This window comes from Flavobacteriaceae bacterium GSB9 (assembly GCA_022749295.1).
Taxonomy (GTDB): Bacteria; Bacteroidota; Bacteroidia; order Flavobacteriales; family Flavobacteriaceae; genus Flavisericum.
This window is the reverse complement of the sequence record CP062007.1, coordinates 2,012,636-2,036,333: the sequence shown is the minus strand read 5'-3', so window position 1 is coordinate 2,036,333 and position 23,698 is coordinate 2,012,636. Positions and strand designations below refer to the sequence as shown.

The following is a 23,698-nucleotide window of genomic DNA, read 5'->3' as shown; positions in this document are numbered from 1 at the left end:
TTGTGTTCCACAAATGGAAAAAATAAACGGCGTGAGTTTTGTGGCTTCAAAAGATTCAATTACCGACCATCACGTTAAGCCTTTAGTTGAACTGAATGCAAATTACGCCGCGGTAATACCTTATGGGTTTATTAAAAACCTAAAGCATCCAGAAATTGTGTTCAATACCGAAAAACAATGGTTTGGCGAGACCAAAACCGGTATTGAGCAATATATCAAAACGCTCAATAAACAAGGTATAAGCATTATGCTAAAACCGCAAATATGGGTGTGGCATGGTGAATTCACCGGGCAGATTAAAATGGATGATGAGGTTGGTTGGAAGCGTCTTGAAACCTCATATTCACAATTTATACTTGATTTTGCGCAGCTTGCCCAAACGATGGATGTCGATATCTTTTGTATTGGTACAGAACTCGAAAAATTTATTGAGCACAGGCCAGAATATTGGCACCAATTGATAAGTGAAATTAGAAGCATTTACAATGGAAAACTTACCTACGCCGCTAATTGGAATGAGTTTGAAAGTACGCCCTTTTGGAATAAAATGAATTTTATAGGAATTGATGCCTATTTTCCTGTAAGTAATAGCAAAACCCCATCGCTAAAGGAATGTTTGATTGGTTGGAAATCTTATAAAAATAAGATTTTTGAAGCATGGGAAGCATATAATAAACCTATTCTGTTTACAGAATACGGGTACAGAAGTGTAGATTTTGCTGGGCGAGCACCATGGAAAAGTGACCGGAGTATGAAGGAGGTAAACCTAAAAGCACAAACCCATACAACGGCAGCTTTATTCAAAACCTTTTGGAGTGAATCTTGGTTTGTAGGAGGCTTTATTTGGAAGTGGCATCATAACCACGAACAGGCAGGGGGGAAAGCAAATTCGAGGTTTACTCCTCAAAATAAGCCGGTTCAAAGCTTAATAAAAAAACAGTACAGATTAAATGAATAAAACAATGCGCTTTTTATTGCCCTTGCTGTTTTCAATCTTGACCTTGCAGAGTTTTGAATGCCAAGATAAAACGGTTAGCGACTTAAAAATTCAGGGGAACAAAAAACTAAAAGCGTCATTTATAAAAAGAATATCTTCAATAAAAAGTGGAGTGGTTTTAGATTCTGTTGTTATTGAACAGGATATGGTTCGTTTAAAACGATTGCCGTCAGTATCTCATGCTTCTTTCCAAGTTTTTCCTGTTGAGGGAAATCAGTATAACTTGTTTTATAATATTGTTGAAAATTTCACCCTTATTCCGTCGTTAAATGTATATACGACTGATGAGGACGAGTTTGCTTATCGCATCGGGTTGTACGAGTATAATGTTCTAGGAAGAAATATGATTTTTGGCGGATTTTACCAAAAGGATATTTACAGTTCTTATGCGTTAAATTTTAGAGCTCCCTATTTATTTACAAACCGATTGGGGCTAGCCTTAAACTTTCAAGATTTAACCACACAAGAGCCCGTTTTTTTTGATGATGAAACTGCTAATTACAAATATCGAAATAAATCGATGGAAATGATGGGTTTGTTTCAGTTTGATTTAAAGAACAGGCTGGGGTTAGGAGCCAATTATTTTATTGAAGATTATAAGTTTAAAGGTGAAAATATTAATAACAGGCCAGAATTAAGCGTACACAAATGGTTGGTTAAGGGTATTTATGATTATAATAAATTAGATTATTTCTACCACTATATTTCTGGGATTAGGAATCAATTTAATTTTCAATATGTTACCTCTACCAACGATATGTTGCCCGATTTTTTTATTGGCTGGAACGACTTTTTATACTTTAAAAGATTAGGTACAAGAGGAAATTGGGCAACCAGAGTTCGCGTGGGGTTTTCAACCAATGATAAAACCCCGTTTGCGCCTTTCTCAGTAGACAACAATTTAAATGTGAGAGGCGTTGGCAATACCATTGACAGAGGTACAGGTACAATAGTATTTAATACCGAACTCAGGCAAACACTTATTGAAAAAGGCTGGTTTGTATTGCAAGGAAATGCCTTTATTGACGCTGGGTCTTGGAGAAACCCTGGTGGCGATTTAACTGATTTTACCAAATCAGAGAACATGAAGTTGTATCCTGGGGTGGGGCTTCGATTTATTCATAAAGAAATTTACAACGCAATTTTTAGAATAGATTATGGCTATGGCATAAACCAAAATGCTAGCAGGGGTTTTGTTTTTGGTATTGGGCAGTATTTTTAGTTATGGAAAGAGTTATTTTTTTAATTATATTTTGTTCCATGTGTTTATTTTCTGGTAAAACCATGGCGCAAAACAACCCCTTAAAAGGGTTTAAAAAAGCCGAGCGTATTGCGGAAAGAATGCTACGTAAACGAAAAGTGCCTGGAATGGCCATAATGGTCTCTAAAAACCAAGAGGTAGTATGGTCTAAAGGTGTTGGGCTTGCAGATATTAAAAGAAATGTGCCCGTTAGTACAGAACATACTATTTTCAGAATTGCTAGTGTTTCTAAGCCTATATCGGCGATTGCGTTATTGAAAGCGGTAGAAAATGGCTTAATCGATTTGGATAGTTCGGTTAACGAGTATGTGCCCTATTTCCCCAAAAAGCAATATGATATAACCATAAGGCAATTAGGTGAGCACACCTCTGGGATTAGGAATTATAAAGGGAATGAGTTTAGAAACAACAACCTTTTAACTATAAAGGAAGGCATAGTTTTTTTTGAAAATGATTCTCTTAGGTTCAAACCAGGTACAAATTTTGCCTATTCCAGCTATAATTGGAATTTAATTTCGCTGGCCATACAAGAGCAAACTCATGTGGCTTTTGAAGATTTTGTAAAAACAAGGGTGTTAATCCCTTTTGGGATGGATAAAACCTTTGCTGATAAAAACCAATACTTAAAAGGTAAAGCTGTTTTTTATCAAAAAAAAGGAAGAAGAGAATTTAAACCAGTACAAGAGGTGAACAACTATTTTAAGTTGGCGTCAGGAGGGTATTTGTCAACATGTAAAGATATCAACACTTTTGGGAATGCCTTGTTAAATAAGTTGTTGGTTGACCCCAATACGCTAAAAACATTTATAACAGCCCAAAAAATAAAATCCAATAATACTTTTGCTTCAACCTATTATGGAATTGGTTTTCAAGTGAGTTATGATGCTTCGGGTCGGCCTTATTTTGGACATATAGGAAATGGTTTAGGAGGTTATAGTATTTTTTATGTATATCCAGAAACTAACGTGGTTATCACAATTATGGCAAATTGCTCAAACCCTAATTCTGAAAAAATGTTCGATAAACTTATAAACGAAATATTTGAAACACTACAAACAGGTAATTAGGTTTTCCTGGAATTAGAATTCGAGCGTTTTGTGTTGAAGATGTAAGAAGATATAACCCTATTGGATTAATCAATAGGGGTTTCTTATTGTTTAAAGCGTTCAACAACATTGCTAAGTTCAGTTGCTTTTTGGGTGCCAATTAAATATTTTTCCCGCTGTAAAGTTCAATGGCCAAGCCTTTGTTGCCTTTAGTGTTATAAACGGTTCCATATTTTGTCCAAATTCTAATGCCCCAACCACCTACAAATCCATAGTTTAAAACTTCAGCTTTTTTTATGGTATGCCATTTGAAAACCTTCTTGGTTAAAGGAAAGAAATTTATACGGATTTCTTTTTCGTCTATTTCGGTATTTAATCGCATGAACACAAACAAGCCGATTATTGAAAACATAACAACAGAAAATATTAAAAGGCCTAGGTTGGGCGTAGGGTTATCTCCAAATTTTCCGCCTAGAATAAATTGTTTTTGTAAACGGTCCAAAGGGTTAATCCGGCTATGAATGTTAAAATGAGCCAAAGCCACCATTGGCTAAACCTTTGTATTTCTTTAAATTCTACTTTAATTTTTAAAGTGTACGTTTTCTATAATTTATTTTAGGTCACTCTAATACCATAACCAGATCATCGGCATTAACCATAATTCCAGGCTTTAAAATCAACTTTTTAACTATGGCGTCGGCATTGGCTGTAATGGTGGTTTCCATTTTCATGGCTTCAATAACAAATAAGGGTTGGTTTTTCGTTACTTTTTCACCGCGTTTTACTAGAATTGTGGAAAGCATGCCTTGTAGTGGTGCGCCAATTTGACCGTCATCAGTTTTATCGATTTTAATATGTTCTACTTTATCGACTTTTATGGATTGGTCTTTAATGTCAACACTTCGGCCTTGTCCGTTAAGCTTAAAATAAACTGTTACCATACCGTCTTTATTGGGTTGTCCAATTGATTCTAAAGTAATTAGAATGCGTTTGCCTTTATCAATTTCCACAATAATCTCCTCGCCAATTTCCATACCGTAAAAGAAGTTTTTGGTAGGTAAGTTCATAAGGTTGTCGTATTTTAAATGCTTGTTGTAAGCATCGGTAAACACTTTGGGGTATAATTGATAGGATAGAAAATCGGTATATTCAATAGTTCTGCTTAAATCCTGTTCAAATATTTTTTTAAAATCTGTATACTCCTTTTCTAAATCTAGAGAGGGCATATGGGCATTGGGTCGGTCGGTGTATGGTTTTTGGTCTTTTAAAATGAGTTTTTGAAGGTCTTTTGGGAATCCACCAACAGGTTGCCCTAGATCACCTTTGAAAAAATCGACTACCGACTGCGGAAAAGATAAACTATCGCCCCGTTCAAGAACATCTTGAATACTGAGGTTGTTGCTGACTAAAAATTGCGCCATATCGCCCACCACTTTTGAGCTTGGTGTTACTTTTACAATGTCGCCAAAAAGTTGGTTAACATCGCTGTACATTTGCGTAATTTCATGAAACCTATCTTCCAAACCAAGAGCGCGTGCTTGAGGTTTTAAATTAGAATATTGTCCGCCCGGAATTTCATGTTTAAAAACTTCTCCCGAACCAGATTTTAAACCCGATTCAAAGGGGTAGTAATATGCTCTTACCGTTTCCCAATAATTGGAATATTTATTTAATGAATCAATATTTATATCGGAAGCCCGTTCCTGGAATTTTAGCATTTCTACTACCGAATTAAAATTGGGCTGTGAGGTGAGGCCCGATAACCCGCCCAAGGCAACATCAACCACATCAACACCAGCTTCAATAGCCTTTAAGTAAGTGGCTGCTTGAATAGACGACGTATCGTGGGTGTGTAAGTGAATAGGAATATTCAATTCAGTCTTTAAGGCTGAAATGAGCTCGTAAGCGGCATAGGGTTTTAGTAAGCCAGCCATGTCTTTTACACCTAAAATATGGGCACCGGCATTTTCGATATCTTTGGCAAGGGTAACGTAATATTTTAAATCATATTTTTTATTGTTGGGGTTTAAAATATCGTTGGTGTAGCAAATGGAGCCTTCCGCTAAGCCTTGGGTTCGGGTGCGTACATGCTCGATACAAGGGCCCAACGATTTCATCCAGTTTAGCGAGTCGAAAATCCGGAACACATCCACGCCGTTTTCCCAGGCATGTTCAACAAATTCACCAATTAAATTATCTGGATAGGCTTTGTAGCCCACACCATTTGACCCTCGAATAAGCATTTGGAGTAAAAGATTTGGTATCGCTTTTCGTAGCAGGCGAAGTCGTTCCCAAGGGTTTTCTTGCAGAAAGCGTAAACACACATCAAAAGTGGCACCGCCCCATACTTCCATGCTAAAAATATCAGGGTGGTTTTTGGCATAACCCTCGGCAACTTTTAGCATATCGAAGGTACGCATGCGGGTAGCCAATAAACTTTGATGGGCATCGCGCATGGTAGTATCTGTAAAATGAACTTTCTTTTCGTTTTTAAGCCATTCAGAAAATTGTTCAGGACCTAGTTTTGATAGAAGGTTTTTGGTGCCTTCGGGGTATTCTGCGTAAGCATCAAACTTGGGTACTATAGGTTTTACAAAGGTTTTCGAATGGTCAATATTTTTAACATCGGGGTTGCCATTAACAATAATGTCGCCCAAATAGGTGATGAGTTTTGTAGCCCTGTTTCGTGGGGCTTTAAATTCAAATAAGTCGGGATTTTCTTTTATAAAATTAACCGTAACCAATCCTTTTCTAAAGGTGTCGTGTTTTAGGATGTTGTCGAGAAAGGGCATGTTTGTTTTTACGCCACGAATTCTGAATTCTGCCAAGGCACGCCGAATTTTTCGACTCGCGCCATCAAGGGTACGGCTATGTGCGGTAACCTTAACCAGCATAGAATCGAAAAATGGTGAGATTTTAGCACCTTGATAAATACTGCCGGCATCCAAACGAATACCAAATCCAGAGGCGCTGCGGTAGGCCGAAACCGTGCCGTAATCTGGTTTAAAATCGCTTTGAGGATTCTCGGTAGTTATGCGGCATTGTAGGGCGTAGCCGTTTATTTTTATCGACTCTTGGTTGGTAATTTTTATTTGCTCGTCGTTTAGTTTATAACCACCAGCTATAAACAGTTGCGTTTTTACAAGGTCGATATTGGTTATCACCTCGGTTACCGTATGTTCGACTTGAATTCTGGGGTTGACTTCAATAAAATAAATGGAATCGTCGTCATCCACCAAAAATTCTACAGTGCCAATGTTATTGTAATCTACAGCCGTACAAATTGTAATGGCATAGTTGTACAATGCGTTTTTAGTTTCTTCATTTAAACCATAGGATGGAGCAAATTCAATAACCTTTTGGTAGCGGCGTTGTACCGAGCAATCACGCTCAAAAAGATGAACCGTATTGCCATGGCTGTCGGCTACAATTTGTATTTCAATGTGTTTGGGATTCTCAACAAATTTTTCCAAAAATACCGTATCGTCTCCAAATGCGTTTAGCGCTTCGCGTTTACTTTCGGTGTATGCTTTTTTAAGTTCCTCTTCGTTTCTGATGACGCGCATGCCTCTTCCGCCGCCGCCAGAGGCAGCTTTTAGCATGATGGGATAGCCTATTTTTTTGGCTTCGGAAATAGCAATATCAACATTGATTAAAGGGTTTTCGTTACTTTTTATTATGGGTATGTTGTTGGCAATGGCTACCTCTTTAGCGGTTATTTTATCGCCCAAAGCTTTTAAAACAGATACTTTTGGGCCGACAAAAATAATGTCGTTATTGGCACAGGCTTGGGCAAAATTTGCGTTTTCAGATAAAAAGCCATAACCGGGATGGATAGCATCGGCGCCACTTTCTAAGGCTATTTTTATAATGGCATCAATATTCAAATAAGGTTTTAATGGCTCATTGTCGTCACCAATTTGGTAGGATTCGTCTGACTTGTAACGATGCAACGAATAGCGGTCTTCGTAAGTATATATGCCAACGGTTTTAACGTTAATTTCTGTGCATGCCCTAAAAATCCGTATGGCAATTTCGCCACGGTTGGCCACTAAAACTTTTTTAATTTTCATGGAAGGTGTGTTTAGTTAGTTTGTTAATAGCGTGCTTAAAATACGAATTTATGTTAATGACCTAAATCATTTTTAACAATATTTCATATTCTTCTTGATTCGTATGTTTGTAAACTACTAGTTTTGTTGAAAACGAAAATTATGCGAGTTTTAGCAATAGGAGATATTCATGGTGGCTTAAAGGCCTTGGTGCAAGTTTTAAATGTAATGGAAGTTAAAGACGAAGATACCCTGATTTTTATGGGTGACTATGTGGATGGCTGGAGCGAATCGGCACAGGTTATTCAACTTTTAATTGAACTATCAGAAAAAATTAACTGCATTTTTATAAAAGGAAACCACGATGTGTGGTGCGAAAATTGGTTGCGCGATGGTGAGGTTAATCCAACATGGTATATGCATGGAGGAAAAGAAACCATGGATAGTTATTACGGATTTTCCGGTGAAGCCAAACAAAAACATCTCGAGTTTTTCGAAAACTTAAAAATGTATCATTTGGATGAAAAGAACCGCTTGTTTTTACATGCCGGATTTACATCGATGCACGGCGTTGAAAAAGAAGTGTTTCAAACCACTTTGTATTTTGACAGAACCCTTTGGGAAATGGCGCTGACCATGGATAAGCGCATTGAAAGAGATTCGGCTTTGTTTCCTAATCGACTAAAACACTACGATGAAATTTATATTGGTCATACCCCGACCACCAATTTTAATTCTGAAGAACCCATGAACGCTGCCAATGTTTGGAACATCGATACGGGTGCTGCTTTTAAAGGGAAATTAACGGGTATTGATGTCGATTCTAAAGTATTTTGGCAAAGTGATAATTTACCAGGTTTATACCCCAATGAAACAGGGAGAAATAAAGGTTAGCTAATATGCTTTTTATAATACCTAAAAAGGGCGTTGGCATCTGCACCCAACCATTTTTTTAAATAAATGGCCCAATAATGAAACTGGAGTTTCCAAATACCGTGTTTTTGGTACATTCTTGCTGAGGTTTGGAGTTTTTTGTTGATAACCACAAATTGATTTCGGTCATAAAGTTGGTTGATTAAAATATTGTCTTCGTAGATTTTGTAATCTTCGTTAAAACCACCAACTGCATCAAAAAGTGTTTTGGTTATAAACAAGCTTTGATCCCCACCACGACAGGTACGCCAGTTATATTGGGTGAACCAACTTGCCAACTTAAGCCACCAATGGTTGCTGTTAAATTGCATTCTAAAGCATCCAGCTTCATTTCCTCTTTGTATTTCGTTGAGAATGAGCTGGTCGAAATGTTTTGGCGGAACCGAATCGGCATGTAAAAAATAAAGAACGTTTCCTGTAACTTGCTTTACTCCAAAGTTCATTTGTTTGGCGCGGCCTTTCTCAGAATTTAAAAGGATGATATTACCGAAGTTTGAAACTAACTTTTGCGAACCATCGGTGCTGCCACCATCTACAACAATAATTTCTGAAATATTTCTTGGGTTAGTATTATCTATGAGGTGTCGAAGCAATTTTGTAATAAATTCAGCTTCGTTTAAAATTGGAATTACAATAGAAATTTTATTCATTCAAATCCCAGCTATAATCTTTAAAATTTGTTTTTGCTTTAGGTGAAATCTCAATATCGGAATACTGATTTAAAAAATCAATCAAACTCCCATTTTTCTCAAAATCTTTGGAAAACCATTGAAATATTTTTGAAAGTTTTAATTTGTTTTTTGATATTTCATTTCGGCTCGAGTCACTCAAAAAATCCTTTGTAGCATTAGTTAATTGATGGTCTAACTGCTTGGGGGTAAACGCTTCGTTTTGGAGTTTAGGACACGAATAGGAGGCGCAAACTATAGCGAAATGAATTCGAGGCTCGTCCATTTTTCGTAATATATCGTGCTCAATTTTATCTAAACTATATGCTTTTCCGCCCAATTCCCACAAACGTTGTTTCCACGGGTTTTTTATATCCTTGATACTTTTTACTGGGTAGTGTTTCAAGATTAAATCGACGGTAAGCGCATTGTACGCATTAATCCAATAAGCCAATGTTTCATTTTTGAGCCAAGTGCTTTTTGGAATGTTTTCAGTCAAGTATTTTATATATTTTCCAAGGTCTTTTTCTTGTTTTTTTAAGCCCTTGTAATTCACTTTTCCCGAGGTGGAGACATAGTTATGAAGCAAGTCATTCCAAACATGATGGCTTACATGCTGGCCGTAATTGATGTTTACAACAAAAAGGAATATAACAGAAAGCAATGTGTTGTTCATGATTTTCTTTTAGATAATGGATAAAGCTCTTGGTTAACAAAGTCTTCAGGGAAATTCTCATCACTTTCAAATCCCAATTCAATATCGCGTCCACTGAATGGTACGTAATTGGTTTTAAAAAGGTAGTCCCACAAGCTTAATGTTAGTCCGTAATTAACGCCAAACCTAACATGCTCCGGGAGTTTTTTAGCATGGTGCCAAATATGCATTTTAGGGTTGTTGAGAATGTACTTTAAAATGCCGTAATCCCAGCCTAAGTTAGCGTGGTTTAAATGGCCAATGGCAATACTAAAAAAGTAAACAATAGCCACGTCTTGCGCGCTATAATTAGCAATAAGGGCCAAGGGGATATAAAGTAACGACTTGTAAACTACAGGTTCCATCCAATGGTAGCGCAAATGGGCGGCAAACCCCATTTCTTTAACCGAATGGTGTACTTTATGGAAGTTCCACAGCCACGGCGAACTATGCAATAACCTATGCGTGTTCCATTGTACAAAGTCTGATACCAGAAAAAAAATAAGTAGCCCTAGCCATTTGGGTAAATCGTTTGCATCGAAAAGCTGGAAATCGGCCAGTTGTAATTCGACGGCACCCAAAATATCATTGAGTATTTCGGCGGCCGTGTTGGATAAAGCGATAAGCACAATTAAATTAAGAAGAAAGAAGTTGAAGAACATGTAAAAGGTGTCCAACCAAAAATCTTTTCTGAAAATAGATTGGTTTTTTCGCCATGGAAAAGCGATTTCTAAAATCCAAACAATTAGTGAAATGGCTATTAAGCCATAAAAATAATTGTGCCAGTTATTTGGAAAGAAAATCTCGTTATTCAGATAATTCCAATACCCCAAATAAGAGTTTTTTATGATGTCTAAATATTTTTCCATCAGAAAAAAATGGTTTAACAGCAACCGCCACCGTCGTAATGAAAAGTCGATTCACTTATAAAAATATCATCTCTACCTAATGAAGCCAGAGCGCTGGCTGTTTTATCGCAAATGGCCAAGGGTTGATTTTTAAGTAAAACGTGGCCTTTGTTGTCATCAAAATAATCGTTTTCACCATAATAAATAGCTGTTTTCCCCGTGAAAATGCATGGCCCATCTTCGGGTATAGGGTCTTTTATGGCAGCTACTTCAATGGATTCAATATAAACCAACTCATTGGTAGGGTAATGCTTAGGGTCTAAAATACGATATGGTTTTCTGGCTCTTATTTCAATCGTGCCAAAACCGGCGTCGGTTAGCATTTTTACATAATCGGCTATAGGTAAGCTTCCACTTAAGCATAGGGCGCGTAACCTATCGTTGTTTCGCAACTGGTCGTTCATGGGCTGTTCGCAAGTGGGGTCACTCATTACCAATTTGCCATGGGGTTTCAGTACGCGGTACATTTCGGCAATAGCCCTTTTTAAATCTTCGGCCTTAAAAATGTTAAATAAGCAGTTCTGGGCGGCCACATCAATACTGTTATCATCCACAGGTAAATGGAGCGCATCCCCTTTTTTTAAATCGACAAACTCACTTTTAAACCACGGGTTTTGCTTTTCGGCCTCAATAAAATTATTGCGTGATGCTTCCAGCATTTCATCAACCACATCAATACCAACAACGCCGCCTTTTGTTCTGTTGAAATAAGCAAACTGTAAAAGTTCCATGCCGCCTCCAACACCTACGTAAAGCATTTTTGGGTTGTTTGATAAATCGCGGGCATGCACCGTTGATCCACAGCCATAATTCATTTCCTGCATGATTTTGGGTATTTTTAACCCGGGCAATTCCCAAATGGGGTTTGTGGTGCAGCAAAGACCAACATCGGGTGTTAGCGCTGCTTCTTTATATATGTCGTGAGTGGTTTCTAGGTAGCTCATTTTTTCAGTATTTAATGTTCGGTGAACAAATCTCAGTAAATAGTGTTCAGTTGGCGGCCTGCAGTATTCCGTTTTCTGACTGTCAATTATTAAAATGTTTCTATTAATGCTTTGAATAATGTTATCATGTTGGGCTCTGCTTTTTCGGCGCTGGCAATGATATCTTTAATATCTACTGGCGCTAGGTTGTCTGGGTCACATTCATCAGTTAAAACCGACACCGCTACTGCTTTTAAATTTAAATGGTTGGCTACAATTATTTCGGGTACGGTACTCATGCCCACGGCATCAGCACCAATAAGTTTTAACATGCGGTATTCGGCACGGGTTTCCAGTTGTGGGCCAACAACACTGGCGTAAACGCCTTCGTGAAGTTTAATGTCGTTGTTTTTGGCTATTTGCTTAAGTGTTGTGTTGATTTCTGAATCGTAAGGCGCACTCATATCGGTAAAGCGTTCACCTAAAAGTTCAACACCTTTAAAAGCCAATGGTGAACTACCTTGAAGATTAATGTGGTCTTCAATAAGCATCAGCTCGCCCTTTTTAAAATTAAGGTTTATGGCACCTGCAGCATTGGAAACCAATAAGGTATGGATGCCCAGTTTTTCCATAATGCGTACGGGGTAAGTGACATCTTGAGGTGAATAACCTTCATAAATATGAAAGCGGCCTTGCATGACTACCGCTGTTTTTCCTGCGATTTTGCCATAAATAAGTTTTCCTTGGTGAAACTCTACGGTTGCCGTTGGGAAGTTAGGAATATGGTTGTAGCTGGCTTCAGCAATAATTTCTACATTATTTATAAGTTGCCCCAACCCGGTGCCTAGTATGATTCCTATTTCTGGGTTTTCAAAACCTTTTCCTTTAAGGTATTCAACGGTCTCTTCAATAAATTTAATCATGTAACTGCTTGGTTTTCTCTTGTAATTTAAAATTGTCTTGATACAACTTTGAAGCTATTAAATCTTCATAGGTATCAATATCGTTTAAGGTTTCTAAGGTAATAAAACTTGTATTGTTTTTGTGAAGTTCTTTTAGGGTTTCCGATAACAGATTGGGCTGGCTCCAAGGTTTGTTTTGAAAGATTGAAGTATGCATTTTGCTGAGTCCAATAAGGTAGTAACCCCCATCTTTGGCAGGTCCAAAAACGACTTCGTTCTGCGTTAAAACATGTAATGCCTGTTTAATATGATTCTCGGAAATATCGGGTAAATCAGAACCGATTAAAGCAATCCGCTCGTAACCGTCTTCAAAACCTTGCTGGAATGCATTCCGCATGCGTTCGCCTAAATCTTTTCCATGCTGTATGTTTTTGTTGAAATTATGCCATGCCTCTTCTTCGATATGTTCTGAAAAATAAATAAGGACATCGGTATCGAGTTTTTTTACCGCATTTTCGGTGACTTTTAGCAATTTAGAATACACGGCTAAAGCAGCCTCATTTCCAATACTTTTTGCCAAACGGGTCTTTACTTTCCCTAGTTTAGGGTTTTTTACAAAAACAATAACCAGTGTTTTATTCATAAACTTTTATGCCTTTTTTTAACCATTTTTGCCATGCCTTGGAATACACATGAACGCTATCGGTTTGTTTTTCATTTAAATTGTAAACGGGGAGGTTGTTGTTTTTCCATTCAAAAATACCGCCATATATATTTTTAACATTGGTATACCCCGCCTTTTTTAATTTCAATGCAATAGCTTCTGAGCGTATGCCAAGTGAGCAATATACTACTACTTCCGAATGCTTATTAGGTACGTTTTCCTTTAATGTTTTAAAATCAAAAGCATCATAGCCTATATGGATGGCGTTTTTTAAATGACTGGTTTTAAACTCGTTCGTTTCTCTGGCGTCTAATAAAATAACCTGGTTTAGTATGGTGTCTAGTGTGCTTACGCTTATATATGGAATACTATCGGTGTTGTGTTTTTTTAATAGTTTTTCAAGTGTCTTTTGTGAAAAACACGAGGAGGATACTATTAAAATAAGGTATGTGATAATCTGTTTCATGGCTTATGCTACACTACCTTGACAGCTACTTCCGGCACCAGCGGTACAACCGTAGCAGTGCTGCGAGATAACAATGTCGCGTCCTTCCAAAAGGTTTTCGTTATATTCTGAAATATGTTTAGCCTTACTGTTAACGGGCAATTCAAGCATTTGGTTAAAATCGCAATCGTACAAATACCCATTCCAACTCACAGAAAGTGTGTTGGTACACATTACGTTTGAAACGGCAGTAGGGTTGTAGGCCTCGACCAATGTGTACATATAATCTTCGTAATTTTCAGAGGCTATCAAATAATCCAAAAATCTTGAAATTGGCAAATTGGTTATGGCGAATAAATTGTGGAAATGAATATCGAAATCTTCTTTTAAAGCTTTTTTAAACTCTTTTTCCATTGAAGATTGATTTCCGGGCAAAAATGCTCCGGATGGGTTATAAACCAAATCTAAACGCAACGGGTTTTCGGGCATACCGTAACCTGCGTCGTTCAGCATTTTTAATGCTTCAATGGATGCATTAAACACGCCATCGCCACGTTGTTTGTCTGTTTTTCCTCGCGTCCAGTGGGGCATCGAACTCACCACATGCACATTATGTTTTTTGAAAAATTCAGGTAAATCGTAATATTTTTTATTGGCCCTGATAATGGTAAGGTTGGAGCGTACAATAAAATCTTTTATGCCCACTTTTGAAGCTTCTTCTACAAACCATCGAAAATTAGGGTTCATTTCTGGTGCGCCACCGGTTAAATCTAAAGTGTGAGCGCCTGTGGTTTTTATAACGTCCAAACACTGCTTCATGGTTTCGCGAGTCATGATTTCCTTGCGGTCTGGCCCAGCATCAACATGACAATGCGCACAGGTTTGATTACACATGTAGCCCACATTAATTTGTAGGATTTCTAGTTTTTTAGCTTTTAGCGGAAACTGGTTGCTCTCTGCAATTTTATTTTTAAAAGTGGGCAATTCCCCGTTTTGAAAGATACCGTTGGATAGGATTTCCAATTGTTTGTTGCTTTTTGCCAAATCGCTGTTCCGCTTATGTAAGGATTTTGTAACCATTAATTGAATTGTTCTTTTTTAGTTGGGGTTTGCGTTAGGGATTGAGGCGTTTGTTGGAGCTCGCCGACGCAGGAGGAAGCGACTGCCGAAAACCCGGCCCTTGTGGTAACGCCCAAATTTTAACCGTCTAATTTATTTACCTTGTTCATCATTTGCACGCCATGTACCAAAGCGGCACCGCTTTTAATGGCTGCGCCAACATGTAGGGCTTCCATCATTTCTTCTTTGGTAATGCCACGTTGCAGGCCATCTTGCGTGTAAGCATCGATGCAATAAGGGCATTGCTCGGTGTGAGCTACGGCTAAAGCGATCAACGACTTTTCGCGGGCAGATAATGCGCCGTCTTCAAAGACTTTGGTGTAGTATTCAAAAAATTTGTCGCCTAGTTCTTGGTTCCACTCGCTAATTTTTCCAAATTTTTTCAAATCTGCAGGGTCGTAGTATGTTTTTTGCATGTAATAGTTTTTTTGACTAAAGATATAAATCCGTAGTCAATAGGTCGGCAGTTTTAGAAAGACTTAACAGAAAAAAAATGAAAAATATTCAGTTTGTTTTGATGAGTTAAAATGAAAATTATCAAAAGGGTTTATGCTTCGTATTAAAAAAACTCTGATGTTACTCCCTAATTAAACTGCGTGAAATTACAATTTTTTGAATCTCGGACGTGCCTTCGTAAATCTGTGTAATCTTAGCATCGCGCATCAGGCGTTCCACATGGTATTCCTTTACAAAACCATTGCCGCCGTGTATTTGTACGGCTTCAACCGTATGGTCCATGGCTACTTGCGAGGCGTACAGTTTGGCTACGGCACTGCTCTTGTCATAATTGCTGCACTGGTCTTTGTCCCATGCAGCTTTCATGACCAGCATGCGTGCTGCTTCAATATCGGTGTACATATCAGCCAATTTAAAAGCAATGGCTTGGTGGTTACAAATTTCGGTACCAAATGCCTTACGTTCCTTCGAGTATTTAAGGGCCAATTCATAAGCGCCAGATGCAATACCTAAAGCTTGTGCAGCAATGCCAATACGGCCACCGGAAAGTGTTTTCATTGCAAACCGAAAACCCGAACCATTAGTGCCAATGCGTTGCGATTTGGGCACTTTTACATCGTTAAACTGAAGCGTGTGCGTGTCGCTACCACGGATGCCCAATTTGTCTTCTTTAGGGCCAACATGAAACCCTTCGGTACCTTTTTCAACGATAAACGCGTTGATGCCGTGAGAGCCTTTGTCTCTATCGGTTTGGGCGATAACAATATAAACATCGGCACGACCGCCATTGGTTATCCAGTTTTTGGTGCCGTTAATAAGGTAATGGTCGCCTTTATCGATAGCCGTGGTGCGTTGCGAGGTGGCATCACTGCCGGCTTCGGGCTCGCTCAAGCAAAAGGCACCAACGTATTCGCCTGTGGCTAATTTGGTTAAGTATTTTTCTTTTTGTTCATCGCTCCCATAAGCTTCAATGCCGTAGCAGACCAATGAATTATTTACGGATACAATAACGGAAGCCGAAGCATCGACTTTTGATAACTCTTCCATGATGAGCACATATGATAAGGTGTCCATCCCGCTACCGCCATATTTGGGGTCGACCATAACACCCAAAAAACCTAAATCGCCCATTTTTTTGACTAATTCTTGTGGGAAGTGTTGTTTTTCATCACGTTCAATAACACCCGGTAGTAATTCGTTTTGGGCAAAATCGCGGGCAGCATCTCGAATCATTTTGTGTTCTTCAGAAAGCGTAAAATTCATAATTGATAAAAATTTTGTGATTTCACTAAAATATATTTACAAATATATCTTTTTGTTGTTAATTATTCAATGGCTTTGTTATTTTTGTCTGGTATGGAAAAACAAAACTATCATGTTGTTGGGGTTATGTCGGGCACCTCTTTGGATGGTATCGATTTGGTCGAGGCTAAGTTTTATTTTGAAAATTCTTGGCGTTTTGAGTTGTTACATTGCGAGACAGTACCTTATTCTAAGCATTGGAAAAAAACATTATTAAGCTTGGTGTCGATGTCTTCAAAAGATTTAGCTACGATTAATGACGAATACACCACGCATCTTGGTACTGTTATAAAAACATTTATCGATAAAAATAAAATCAAAAATATTGATGCGGTTTGTTCGCATGGTCATACGGCGTTGCACCAGCCTCAAAACAAGCTTACGCTTCAAATAGGCAATAAACCTAAGTTGGCCCAAATATTGGATGAAATGGTAGTTTGCGATTTTAGGGTTCAGGATGTTGAACTTGGCGGACAAGGGGCGCCATTGGTACCCATTGGTGACAAGCTCTTGTTTTCGGAATATGATTATTGTTTGAATTTGGGAGGTTTTGCCAATATTTCAACAGAAATAAATAACGAAAGGGTGGCTTACGATATTTGTCCCGTAAACATTGTGCTGAATCATTATGTTGAAAAATTAGGTTTTGAATATGATGATGGCGGGCAAATTGCTTCGAGAGGCCAATTGAACACTTCGCTTTTAAATAAACTCAATGCAATTGGCTTTTACGCTCAAAAACCACCAAAATCTTTAGGCTTGGAATGGGTTAAAACCACAATTTTGACTTTGGTTGATGATTTTCAATTAAGCACTGAAGATGTTTTGAAAACCTTTGTAGAGCACATTGCTGTTCAGATTACTTCAGAAATTAATTCAAAAAGGAGCGCGTCTGTTTTAATGACGGGCGGTGGTGCTTATCATGTGTACTTAATCGAGAGAATAAAACAACTTTCCAACCAAAAGATTATTATTCCACAAGCGGACATTGTTGAATTTAAAGAAGCCCTGATTTTTGGTTTTTTGGGCGTTTTAAAACTTCGTAACGAAGTTAACTGTTTACAAAGTGTTACCGGAGCGTCAAAAAATCATAGTTCTGGGGTTGTTTTCCTTCCTTAAAATTTAAACAAATTTAATCTTTGAGGGGGTTTAGTTTTTTATATTTGTTGCAATAAGATTTTAATTTTCTATAAATATGGATCAGTTATAGCTACGTTTTTTATCAAAAAAAGGTGTTAAGAAATTCAAACTATAATTTAAAGATTCAACAAATAGAAATGAAAGCGTTATTAAAAAAGTACGAAAACAAATCCCCCGAAATAGTCTTCCATTGGAGAGATTCTGAAACAGAAGCCGAAGGCTGGGTGGTTATAAATTCGTTGCGTGGCGGTGCTGCTGGTGGTGGCACCAGAATGCGAAAGGGACTGGATTTGGATGAGGTATTATCTTTGGCAAAAACCATGGAAATTAAATTCACGGTTTCGGGACCGCCCATTGGAGGCGCGAAGTCCGGTGTAAATTTCGACCCCACCGACCCAAGAAAAAGAGGTGTTCTAGAACGATGGTACGCCGTAGTTTCGCCCTTATTAAAAAGTTATTATGGTACTGGAGGCGATTTAAATGTCGATGAAGCTCACGAGGTAATACCCATTACAGAAGCAAGTGGTGTTTGGCATCCGCAAGAAGGGGTTTTTAATGGGTATTTTAAGCCTACCGAAGCCGATAAGATAAACCGAATTGGGCAGTTGCGCCAAGGTGTTATAAAGGTGATTGAAAACCCTTTGTATTCGCCAAGTGTTTCAAGAAAATACACCATAGCCGATATGATAACCGGTTTTGGCGTAGCCGAAGCTGTTAAACACTATTACAATATCTATGGTGGTTCGGTAAAAGGGAAAAGAGCTGTGGTGCAAGGTTTTGGTAATGTTGGAGCTGCAGCAGCCTTTTATTTAGCTCAAATGGGGGTTAAAATAGTAGGCATTATTGATGCAACAGGAGGTTTGATTAATGAAAATGGTTTCACTCTAAATGATATAAATCATTTTTTTCTTACCAAAAAGGGCAATACATTAGTGGCTGAAAATTTAATACCTTTTGAGGAAATTAATGAACAAATATGGTCGTTAAAAACCGAAATATTTGCACCTTGTGCAGCGTCACGATTAATAACCATCAATCAGATAGACGAAATGATTGATAGTGGATTGGAAGTGGTGTCTTGCGGAGCCAATGTTCCTTTTGCCGATAAAGAAATTTTCTTTGGCCCTATTATGGAGCATACCGATTACAAAATAAGCCTTATTCCCGATTTTATATCGAACTGTGGTATGGCTAGGGTTTTTGCTTATTTTATGGAACGCAGGGTGCTGATGACTGATGAAGCTATTTTTAATGACACGTCCAATAGGATTAAAGAAGCATTGCAAAAAATTTACAATAAGAATAAATCAAAAACCGAAATTAGTGCAACAGCCTTTGAAATTGCATTAAAACAAATTATCTAACACTAAATTATATGGAATCAGCGATTATTTTCGTATTTGTTATGGGCTATTTAGCCATCACTTTAGAGCATAGTATAAAAATAGACAAACTCATACCAGCATTGGTAATGATGGCCATTTGTTGGGCATTGATTGCTCTGGGTATTGATAACTTTCCGCAATGGTTCGATTCGGGCGCGCATGCTTTACTAGAAAACTTTGGGCTCTTGGGGCATGAGGAAAAAATGCACCTTATGGAAGAAACCTTATTACACCATTTAGGGAAAACTTCCGAAATATTGGTGTTCCTTTTAGGAGCCATGACTATTGTTGAAATTATTGATTATTTTGATGGATTTTCAACTATTAAAGGGTTTATTAAAACCAAAAAGAAATCCAAAATACTATGGATTTTCGCAATTTTAGCATTTATACTATCTGCTATAATAGATAACTTAACAGCTACAATAGTATTGATTTCAATACTTCAAAAAATTGTTAAAGATAGAGAGGTGCGTATTTGGTACGCAGGTTTGATTATTATAGCTGCCAATGCCGGAGGGGCATGGTCTCCAATTGGTGATGTAACAACAACTATGTTATGGATTGGCAACAAAGTCACAACAGGCCATTTGGTAGGATACTTATTGGTGCCATCGTTTTTATGTATGGCGGTACCTACCCTTATTGCGAGCTTTTTACCTGCCTTTAAAGGCGAATTGGAAATGCCAGAATCAAACGATAAAGATAAGCACCGCTTTAGTTCTACAATGTTGTATCTTGGTTTAGGGGCGATTGTATTTGTGCCTATATTTAAAACGGCGACTCATTTACCGCCATATGTGGGTATGATGTTGTCTTTAGGAATTGTGGCCACTTTTGCGGAGATTTATAGTAGTACAAAGTTTAGTTTGACTCATCATGATGCGGAAGAAAGTGATGCCCACGCACACCATAGTCCAGTGCATTATTCACTTTCAAAAATAGAATTGCCAAGTATCTTGTTTTTCTTGGGTATTTTAATGGCGGTAGCGGCATTAGAATCTTTAGGTATTTTGTTTGGTTTTGCGGCCTCTTTACAAGAAAGTATGCCAATGATGGGTACCGAGTTGCACCATGCTGGTGTATCTGATTTGGTAGTGTTATTGTTAGGTGTTGGTTCTGCCGTTATTGATAATGTTCCACTGGTAGCGGCTAGTTTAGGAATGTTTTCAGAACCTATGGACAATGAGCTTTGGCACTTTATTGCTTACTCTGCAGGAACCGGTGGTAGTATGTTAATTATTGGTTCGGCAGCTGGCGTTGTTGCTATGGGTATGGAAAAAATAGATTTCTTTTGGTACTTAAGAAAAATTGCATGGTTGGCATTTGTTGGTTTTTTGGTGGGTGCTGCGGCATTCATGGTAACCAGAACATTGTTCTAAACTTTGTTGTTTAACGATATTTAAAATGGAAAGATTAGGGTTTTTTGCCCATCTTTCCATTTTTGATTATGTAAATAATACTTAAAATATTTTTTATTATACTTTAGCGAAAAAACAAGCGTTATTAATTTGCATTAAATAGAAACTTTATGCTAAACACATTGATACAAAACACACAAGAAGGTGCAGAAGTGCCTATTGATGGTGAATCGGTTGAAAAAACACTTTCAATAATTGAGTTGATTACGAGTGGAGGAGTTGCTGGACAAGTAATAATAGCCCTTTTATTTTTATTACTCGTTGGTGCCATCTACATCTATTTTGAACGTATTTTTGCCATAAAAGCAGCATCAAATGTAGATGCTAATTTCATGAATCAAATTAAAGACCACGTGAGCAACGGAAAAATTGATTCAGCGCAAATGCTTTGTGCGCAAGTTAATTCACCTGTTTCTCGCTTAATTGGTAAAGGTATTTCAAGAATAGGAAAACCATTGGCCGATATCAATACGGCTATTGAAAATGCTGGCCGATTGGAAATTTATGGACTCGAGAAGAACATCAGTATTTTGGCTACGATTTCTGGTGCAGCACCCATGATTGGATTCCTAGGAACTGTAATTGGTATGATTTTGGCAATATTCGAACTAGCCAATGCTGGCGGTACCATAGAAATGGATGTATTGGCAAGCGGACTTTACACAGCCATGACCACCACGGTTGCTGGTTTAATTGTTGGTATTGTGGCTTATATGGCGTATAACCATCTGGTAGTAAAAACAGATAAAGTTGTCTATAAAATGGAAGCCAATTCTCTAGAGTTTTTAGACCACTTAAACGAACCAACCTAGATAAAATGAATTTTAGAGGAAGAAATAAAGTTACGCCAGAATTCAATATGTCGTCCATGACGGATATTGTATTTCTGTTGCTTATCTTTTTTATGATAGCATCTACCTTGGTCACCACTAATGCCATTGATATCTTGTTGCCCAAGGCTAGTGGTAAAACCGAAAATAAAAAATCGGTAGCCGTTAGCATAAAAAAAGATTTAACTTATTATATAGACCAAAAGCGCGTTGGTGAAAGTGTGCTGGAGAACGAATTGTTAGCAGCTCTGTCTTCTCAAGAAAAGCCAACCATTGTTTTGAGGGCCGAAAAATCGGTGCCCGTTGAAAATGTGGTAAAAGTTATGGATATTGCCAACAGGAATAAGTTTAAGGTAATCCTTGCGGTTAAGCCAAAATAAGTTACTTACAGTAAATTGAATAGAGTTTAAATAACATGAAATACTTTAAGACCAAACATGAAAGGAACTCAGCGAAATTAACCGCTTTAATTACGGTTATTATCGTTTTGTTGCTGTTTGTGGTTGGAACAAAGTATATGGATCCTCCAGAAGAATACGGTGTTGCCGTTAATTTTGGTAATTCTAATGTCGGAAGCGGCAACGTTCAGCCCTTAAAACCAGTGAAGTCTGAACCTAAAAAGGTTGAAGAACAGCCACAGCCCGACGTGTCTAAATCAGAACCAGAACCTGCAAAGTCATCTGAGGTGAAAGAAGAAGTTTTAACTGCCGATAATGCTGAAGAAATCGCCATAAAAAAGCAAAAAGAGGCAGAAGCCCGAGCTAAAGCAATAGCTGAAGCAAAAGCCAAGGCTGAAGCAGAGCGGATTGCTAAAGAAAAGCGCGAACAAGAAGAAAAGAAAAAAAAGTTGGACGCTTTGATTGGTGGCGTAAGCAAATCTGAAGGAACTGAAACTGGTAGCGAAGGAAACGATAGCCAAGTAGGTGATAAAGGGCAGTTGGATGGTAACCCGTATGCTCCAAGCTATTTTGGGGGCCAAGGAACAGGCAGTGGTGGTGTAGGTTACGGACTTAATGGTCGTGGTAAAGCATCCTTTAAGAGATTGAAGCAAGATTGCAACGAATCGGGTATGGTAATCGTCAAAATTGTTGTAAATCAAAATGGCAATGTTGTAGAAGCCGTTCCAGGTGTAAGGGGGACAACTAACACAGCGCAATGCTTGCTTGAACCAGCCAAAAAAATAGCTTTATCACATAAGTGGCCTGCAGATTCCAAAGCACCAACCCGTCAAATAGGTTTCGTTAGTGTTAACTTCCAACTTAGTCAGTAATTGCAATGACATACCAAAACACATTAAATTGGATGTTTTCGCAACTTCCTATGTATCAGCGTCAGGGTAGTGCGGCATTTAAAAAAGACCTGTCGAATACTTTAAAGCTTTCAAAGCACTTAAACTTTCCTGAAAAAAACTTTAAATCGGTTCACGTAGCCGGTACTAATGGAAAGGGCTCTACCAGCCATATGCTTGCATCTATTTTACAAGAAGCGGGATACAAGGTGGGATTGTACACCTCCCCCCATTTAAAAGACTTTAGGGAACGTATTAGGATTAACGGAAAACCTGTAGATGAAGAGTTTGTTGTTTGTTTTATTGAACAGAATAAACCTTTTTTTGAGAGCAATAAGTTATCGTTTTTTGAAATGACCGTCGGTATGGCATTCGATTATTTCTCTAAGGAAAATGTTGATATAGCCATAGTAGAAGTAGGTTTGGGCGGACGTCTAGATTCAACAAATATTATCACCCCAGAGGTGTCTGTGATTACTAATATAGGTTTGGATCACACGCAGTTTTTAGGTACAACGCTAAAAGAAATTGCTTCCGAGAAAGCTGGTATAATAAAACCAAGAGTGCCAGTAGTTATTGGTGAAACACAAAGCGAGACGACAACGGTATTTAAAGAAATAGCATACAAGAACGGGGCTGAAATAATATTTGCAGACCAAGAAAATCATGGTATTTATAAATCTGATTTGCTTGGCAGCTACCAGCAAAAAAATATAAAGACCGTTGTTGAAACTATAAAATTTTTGCAAAAGAAAGGATACAAGGTGTCCGAAACAAACTTAAAGGATGGGTTGTTGAATGTAGCTAAAAATTCTGGTTTGTTAGGGCGCTGGCAGGTTTTAGGAATTAAACCAAAAATAGTGTGCGATACAGGTCACAACCGTGAAGGCCTAAGTTTGGTTATGAACCAAATAAATGGAGAGAGCTTTGAGAAGTTACATATTGTTTTTGGAGTTGTAAACGATAAGGATTTAAGTTTGGTTTTAGACCTATTGCCCAAAAAAGCTATCTATTATTTTTGTAAGCCAGATATACCTCGAGGATTAGATACAGGAAGCCTAAAAGACCAATTTTTAAAACAAGGTTTTAAAGGAGAGGCTTATAGTTCTGTTAATGAGGCTTATAAATCTGCTTTAAATCAAGCTAACGAAGACGATTTTATTTTTGTTGGTGGAAGTACGTTTGTGGTAGCCGAAATAATTTGAAAATTTTTTGAAAAAGTTTTTGCAATATTAAAAACTAGCTTATATTTGCACACGCTAAC

At 37.9% G+C, this 23,698-nt stretch carries 23 protein-coding genes; 11 read left to right on the top strand and 12 right to left on the bottom strand.

Translation table 11 applies throughout. From position 1 onward, the window contains the following. Nucleotides 1-13: 13 nt before the first annotated feature. From GSB9_01778 to GSB9_01776, 3 genes are all read left to right on the top strand, one after another. On the top strand, nucleotides 14-958 hold the full coding sequence (locus GSB9_01778) for a glycoside hydrolase (protein ID UKM65215.2): 945 nt from the start codon (nucleotides 14-16) through the stop codon (nucleotides 956-958). Next, nucleotides 951-2,219: an outer membrane protein assembly factor gene (locus GSB9_01777; GenBank protein ID UKM65214.2), complete on the top strand. Its 1,269-nt coding sequence runs from the start codon at nucleotides 951-953 to the stop codon at nucleotides 2,217-2,219. Before GSB9_01778 ends, GSB9_01777 begins: the two co-directional genes overlap by 8 nt. 62 nt (nucleotides 2,220-2,281) lie before the next feature. Next, nucleotides 2,282-3,325 (top strand): beta-lactamase family protein, encoded by a 1,044-nt coding sequence (locus GSB9_01776; protein ID UKM65213.2) that lies wholly within the window; start codon nucleotides 2,282-2,284, stop codon nucleotides 3,323-3,325. A gap of 139 nt (nucleotides 3,326-3,464) precedes the next feature. Here GSB9_01776 and GSB9_01775 read toward each other — a convergent pair whose 3' ends face one another. After that, nucleotides 3,465-3,851, bottom strand: coding sequence for a hypothetical protein (locus tag GSB9_01775; protein ID UKM65212.1), 387 nt, complete (start codon nucleotides 3,849-3,851; stop codon nucleotides 3,465-3,467). Nucleotides 3,852-3,924: 73 nt separating this feature from the next. After that, nucleotides 3,925-7,377 (bottom strand): pyruvate carboxylase, encoded by a 3,453-nt coding sequence (locus GSB9_01774; protein UKM65211.1) that lies wholly within the window; start codon nucleotides 7,375-7,377, stop codon nucleotides 3,925-3,927. 141 nt (nucleotides 7,378-7,518) lie between these two features. Here GSB9_01774 and GSB9_01773 point away from each other — a divergent pair, with 141 nt between their 5' ends. Next, complete coding sequence (locus GSB9_01773; GenBank protein UKM65210.1) at nucleotides 7,519-8,250, top strand: serine/threonine protein phosphatase; 732 nt, start codon at nucleotides 7,519-7,521, stop codon at nucleotides 8,248-8,250. Here GSB9_01773 and GSB9_01772 read toward each other — a convergent pair. The 10 genes from GSB9_01772 to GSB9_01763 form a co-directional block, all read right to left on the bottom strand. Then, complete coding sequence (locus tag GSB9_01772) at nucleotides 8,247-8,939, bottom strand: TIGR04283 family arsenosugar biosynthesis glycosyltransferase (GenBank protein ID UKM65209.1); 693 nt, start codon at nucleotides 8,937-8,939, stop codon at nucleotides 8,247-8,249. The two genes, GSB9_01773 and GSB9_01772, sit on opposite strands and share 4 nt — an antisense overlap. Beyond that, a complete protein-coding gene (locus GSB9_01771) occupies nucleotides 8,932-9,633 on the bottom strand; it encodes a DUF547 domain-containing protein (GenBank protein UKM65208.1) in 702 nt (233 codons plus the stop codon). Before GSB9_01771 ends, GSB9_01772 begins: the two co-directional genes overlap by 8 nt. Then, nucleotides 9,630-10,520 (bottom strand): sterol desaturase family protein, encoded by an 891-nt coding sequence (locus tag GSB9_01770; GenBank protein UKM65207.1) that lies wholly within the window; start codon nucleotides 10,518-10,520, stop codon nucleotides 9,630-9,632. The genes GSB9_01771 and GSB9_01770 overlap by 4 nt, the downstream gene beginning before the upstream one ends. A gap of 14 nt (nucleotides 10,521-10,534) precedes the next feature. Further along, complete coding sequence (gene arsM, locus GSB9_01769) at nucleotides 10,535-11,503, bottom strand: arsenosugar biosynthesis arsenite methyltransferase ArsM (GenBank protein UKM65206.1); 969 nt, start codon at nucleotides 11,501-11,503, stop codon at nucleotides 10,535-10,537. Nucleotides 11,504-11,592: 89 nt separating this feature from the next. Next, on the bottom strand, nucleotides 11,593-12,405 hold the full coding sequence (locus tag GSB9_01768) for a purine-nucleoside phosphorylase (GenBank protein UKM65205.1): 813 nt from the start codon (nucleotides 12,403-12,405) through the stop codon (nucleotides 11,593-11,595). Further along, nucleotides 12,398-13,027 (bottom strand): TIGR04282 family arsenosugar biosynthesis glycosyltransferase, encoded by a 630-nt coding sequence (locus tag GSB9_01767; protein UKM65204.1) that lies wholly within the window; start codon nucleotides 13,025-13,027, stop codon nucleotides 12,398-12,400. Before GSB9_01767 ends, GSB9_01768 begins: the two co-directional genes overlap by 8 nt. Beyond that, complete coding sequence (locus tag GSB9_01766) at nucleotides 13,020-13,514, bottom strand: rhodanese-like domain-containing protein (protein UKM65203.1); 495 nt, start codon at nucleotides 13,512-13,514, stop codon at nucleotides 13,020-13,022. The genes GSB9_01767 and GSB9_01766 overlap by 8 nt, the downstream gene beginning before the upstream one ends. Before the next feature lie 3 nt (nucleotides 13,515-13,517). Continuing rightward, nucleotides 13,518-14,573 carry an arsenosugar biosynthesis radical SAM protein ArsS gene (gene arsS, locus GSB9_01765; protein UKM65202.1) on the bottom strand — a complete coding sequence of 352 codons (1,056 nt, stop codon included), beginning with the start codon at nucleotides 14,571-14,573 and terminating at the stop codon, nucleotides 13,518-13,520. Between the two features lie 119 nt (nucleotides 14,574-14,692). Further along, entirely contained in the window at nucleotides 14,693-15,028 is a 336-nt protein-coding gene (locus tag GSB9_01764; GenBank protein UKM65201.1) for an arsenosugar biosynthesis-associated peroxidase-like protein, read from the bottom strand. A 160-nt stretch (nucleotides 15,029-15,188) separates the two neighbouring features. After that, nucleotides 15,189-16,331, bottom strand: a complete 1,143-nt coding sequence (locus GSB9_01763) for an acyl-CoA dehydrogenase (protein ID UKM65200.1) — start codon at nucleotides 16,329-16,331, stop codon at nucleotides 15,189-15,191. Nucleotides 16,332-16,400: 69 nt separating this feature from the next. Between GSB9_01763 and GSB9_01762 the strand changes: the two genes are divergently transcribed. The 7 genes from GSB9_01762 (at nucleotide 16,401) to GSB9_01756 (ending at nucleotide 23,639) form a co-directional block, all read left to right on the top strand. Further along, nucleotides 16,401-17,489, top strand: a complete 1,089-nt coding sequence (locus GSB9_01762) for an anhydro-N-acetylmuramic acid kinase (GenBank protein ID UKM65199.1) — start codon at nucleotides 16,401-16,403, stop codon at nucleotides 17,487-17,489. A 158-nt stretch (nucleotides 17,490-17,647) separates the two neighbouring features. Further along, complete coding sequence (locus tag GSB9_01761) at nucleotides 17,648-18,874, top strand: amino acid dehydrogenase (GenBank protein ID UKM65198.1); 1,227 nt, start codon at nucleotides 17,648-17,650, stop codon at nucleotides 18,872-18,874. Nucleotides 18,875-18,885: 11 nt separating this feature from the next. Beyond that, nucleotides 18,886-20,277, top strand: coding sequence for a sodium:proton antiporter NhaD (gene nhaD / locus GSB9_01760; protein ID UKM65197.1), 1,392 nt, complete (start codon nucleotides 18,886-18,888; stop codon nucleotides 20,275-20,277). A gap of 149 nt (nucleotides 20,278-20,426) precedes the next feature. Continuing rightward, nucleotides 20,427-21,128: a MotA/TolQ/ExbB proton channel family protein gene (locus GSB9_01759; GenBank protein UKM65196.1), complete on the top strand. Its 702-nt coding sequence runs from the start codon at nucleotides 20,427-20,429 to the stop codon at nucleotides 21,126-21,128. A 5-nt stretch (nucleotides 21,129-21,133) separates the two neighbouring features. Continuing rightward, a complete protein-coding gene (locus GSB9_01758) occupies nucleotides 21,134-21,526 on the top strand; it encodes a biopolymer transporter ExbD (protein UKM65195.1) in 393 nt (130 codons plus the stop codon). A gap of 35 nt (nucleotides 21,527-21,561) precedes the next feature. Further along, nucleotides 21,562-22,416 (top strand): energy transducer TonB, encoded by an 855-nt coding sequence (locus GSB9_01757; GenBank protein UKM65194.1) that lies wholly within the window; start codon nucleotides 21,562-21,564, stop codon nucleotides 22,414-22,416. A gap of 5 nt (nucleotides 22,417-22,421) precedes the next feature. Then, on the top strand, nucleotides 22,422-23,639 hold the full coding sequence (locus GSB9_01756; GenBank protein ID UKM65193.1) for a bifunctional folylpolyglutamate synthase/dihydrofolate synthase: 1,218 nt from the start codon (nucleotides 22,422-22,424) through the stop codon (nucleotides 23,637-23,639). The last annotated feature ends 59 nt before the right edge of the window (nucleotides 23,640-23,698 follow it).

Bases quoted from the DNA above. Each gene is read 5' to 3' on its own strand.
- GSB9_01778 (UKM65215.2), top strand. From the start codon at position 14: ATGGAAAAAATAAACGGCGTGAGTTTTGTGGCTTCAAAAGATTCAATT.
- GSB9_01777 (UKM65214.2), top strand. From the start codon at position 951: ATGAATAAAACAATGCGCTTTTTATTGCCCTTGCTGTTTTCAATCTTG.
- GSB9_01776 (UKM65213.2), top strand. From the start codon at position 2,282: ATGGCGCAAAACAACCCCTTAAAAGGGTTTAAAAAAGCCGAGCGTATT.
- GSB9_01775 (UKM65212.1), bottom strand. From the start codon at position 3,851: ATGGTGGCTTTGGCTCATTTTAACATTCATAGCCGGATTAACCCTTTG.
- GSB9_01774 (UKM65211.1), bottom strand. From the start codon at position 7,377: ATGAAAATTAAAAAAGTTTTAGTGGCCAACCGTGGCGAAATTGCCATA.
- GSB9_01773 (UKM65210.1), top strand. From the start codon at position 7,519: ATGCGAGTTTTAGCAATAGGAGATATTCATGGTGGCTTAAAGGCCTTG.
- GSB9_01772 (UKM65209.1), bottom strand. From the start codon at position 8,939: ATGAATAAAATTTCTATTGTAATTCCAATTTTAAACGAAGCTGAATTT.
- GSB9_01771 (UKM65208.1), bottom strand. From the start codon at position 9,633: ATGAACAACACATTGCTTTCTGTTATATTCCTTTTTGTTGTAAACATC.
- GSB9_01770 (UKM65207.1), bottom strand. From the start codon at position 10,520: ATGGAAAAATATTTAGACATCATAAAAAACTCTTATTTGGGGTATTGG.
- arsM (UKM65206.1), bottom strand. From the start codon at position 11,503: ATGAGCTACCTAGAAACCACTCACGACATATATAAAGAAGCAGCGCTA.
- GSB9_01768 (UKM65205.1), bottom strand. From the start codon at position 12,405: ATGATTAAATTTATTGAAGAGACCGTTGAATACCTTAAAGGAAAAGGT.
- GSB9_01767 (UKM65204.1), bottom strand. From the start codon at position 13,027: ATGAATAAAACACTGGTTATTGTTTTTGTAAAAAACCCTAAACTAGGG.
- GSB9_01766 (UKM65203.1), bottom strand. From the start codon at position 13,514: ATGAAACAGATTATCACATACCTTATTTTAATAGTATCCTCCTCGTGT.
- arsS (UKM65202.1), bottom strand. From the start codon at position 14,573: ATGGTTACAAAATCCTTACATAAGCGGAACAGCGATTTGGCAAAAAGC.
- GSB9_01764 (UKM65201.1), bottom strand. From the start codon at position 15,028: ATGCAAAAAACATACTACGACCCTGCAGATTTGAAAAAATTTGGAAAA.
- GSB9_01763 (UKM65200.1), bottom strand. From the start codon at position 16,331: ATGAATTTTACGCTTTCTGAAGAACACAAAATGATTCGAGATGCTGCC.
- GSB9_01762 (UKM65199.1), top strand. From the start codon at position 16,401: ATGGCTTTGTTATTTTTGTCTGGTATGGAAAAACAAAACTATCATGTT.
- GSB9_01761 (UKM65198.1), top strand. From the start codon at position 17,648: ATGAAAGCGTTATTAAAAAAGTACGAAAACAAATCCCCCGAAATAGTC.
- nhaD (UKM65197.1), top strand. From the start codon at position 18,886: ATGGAATCAGCGATTATTTTCGTATTTGTTATGGGCTATTTAGCCATC.
- GSB9_01759 (UKM65196.1), top strand. From the start codon at position 20,427: ATGCTAAACACATTGATACAAAACACACAAGAAGGTGCAGAAGTGCCT.
- GSB9_01758 (UKM65195.1), top strand. From the start codon at position 21,134: ATGAATTTTAGAGGAAGAAATAAAGTTACGCCAGAATTCAATATGTCG.
- GSB9_01757 (UKM65194.1), top strand. From the start codon at position 21,562: ATGAAATACTTTAAGACCAAACATGAAAGGAACTCAGCGAAATTAACC.
- GSB9_01756 (UKM65193.1), top strand. From the start codon at position 22,422: ATGACATACCAAAACACATTAAATTGGATGTTTTCGCAACTTCCTATG.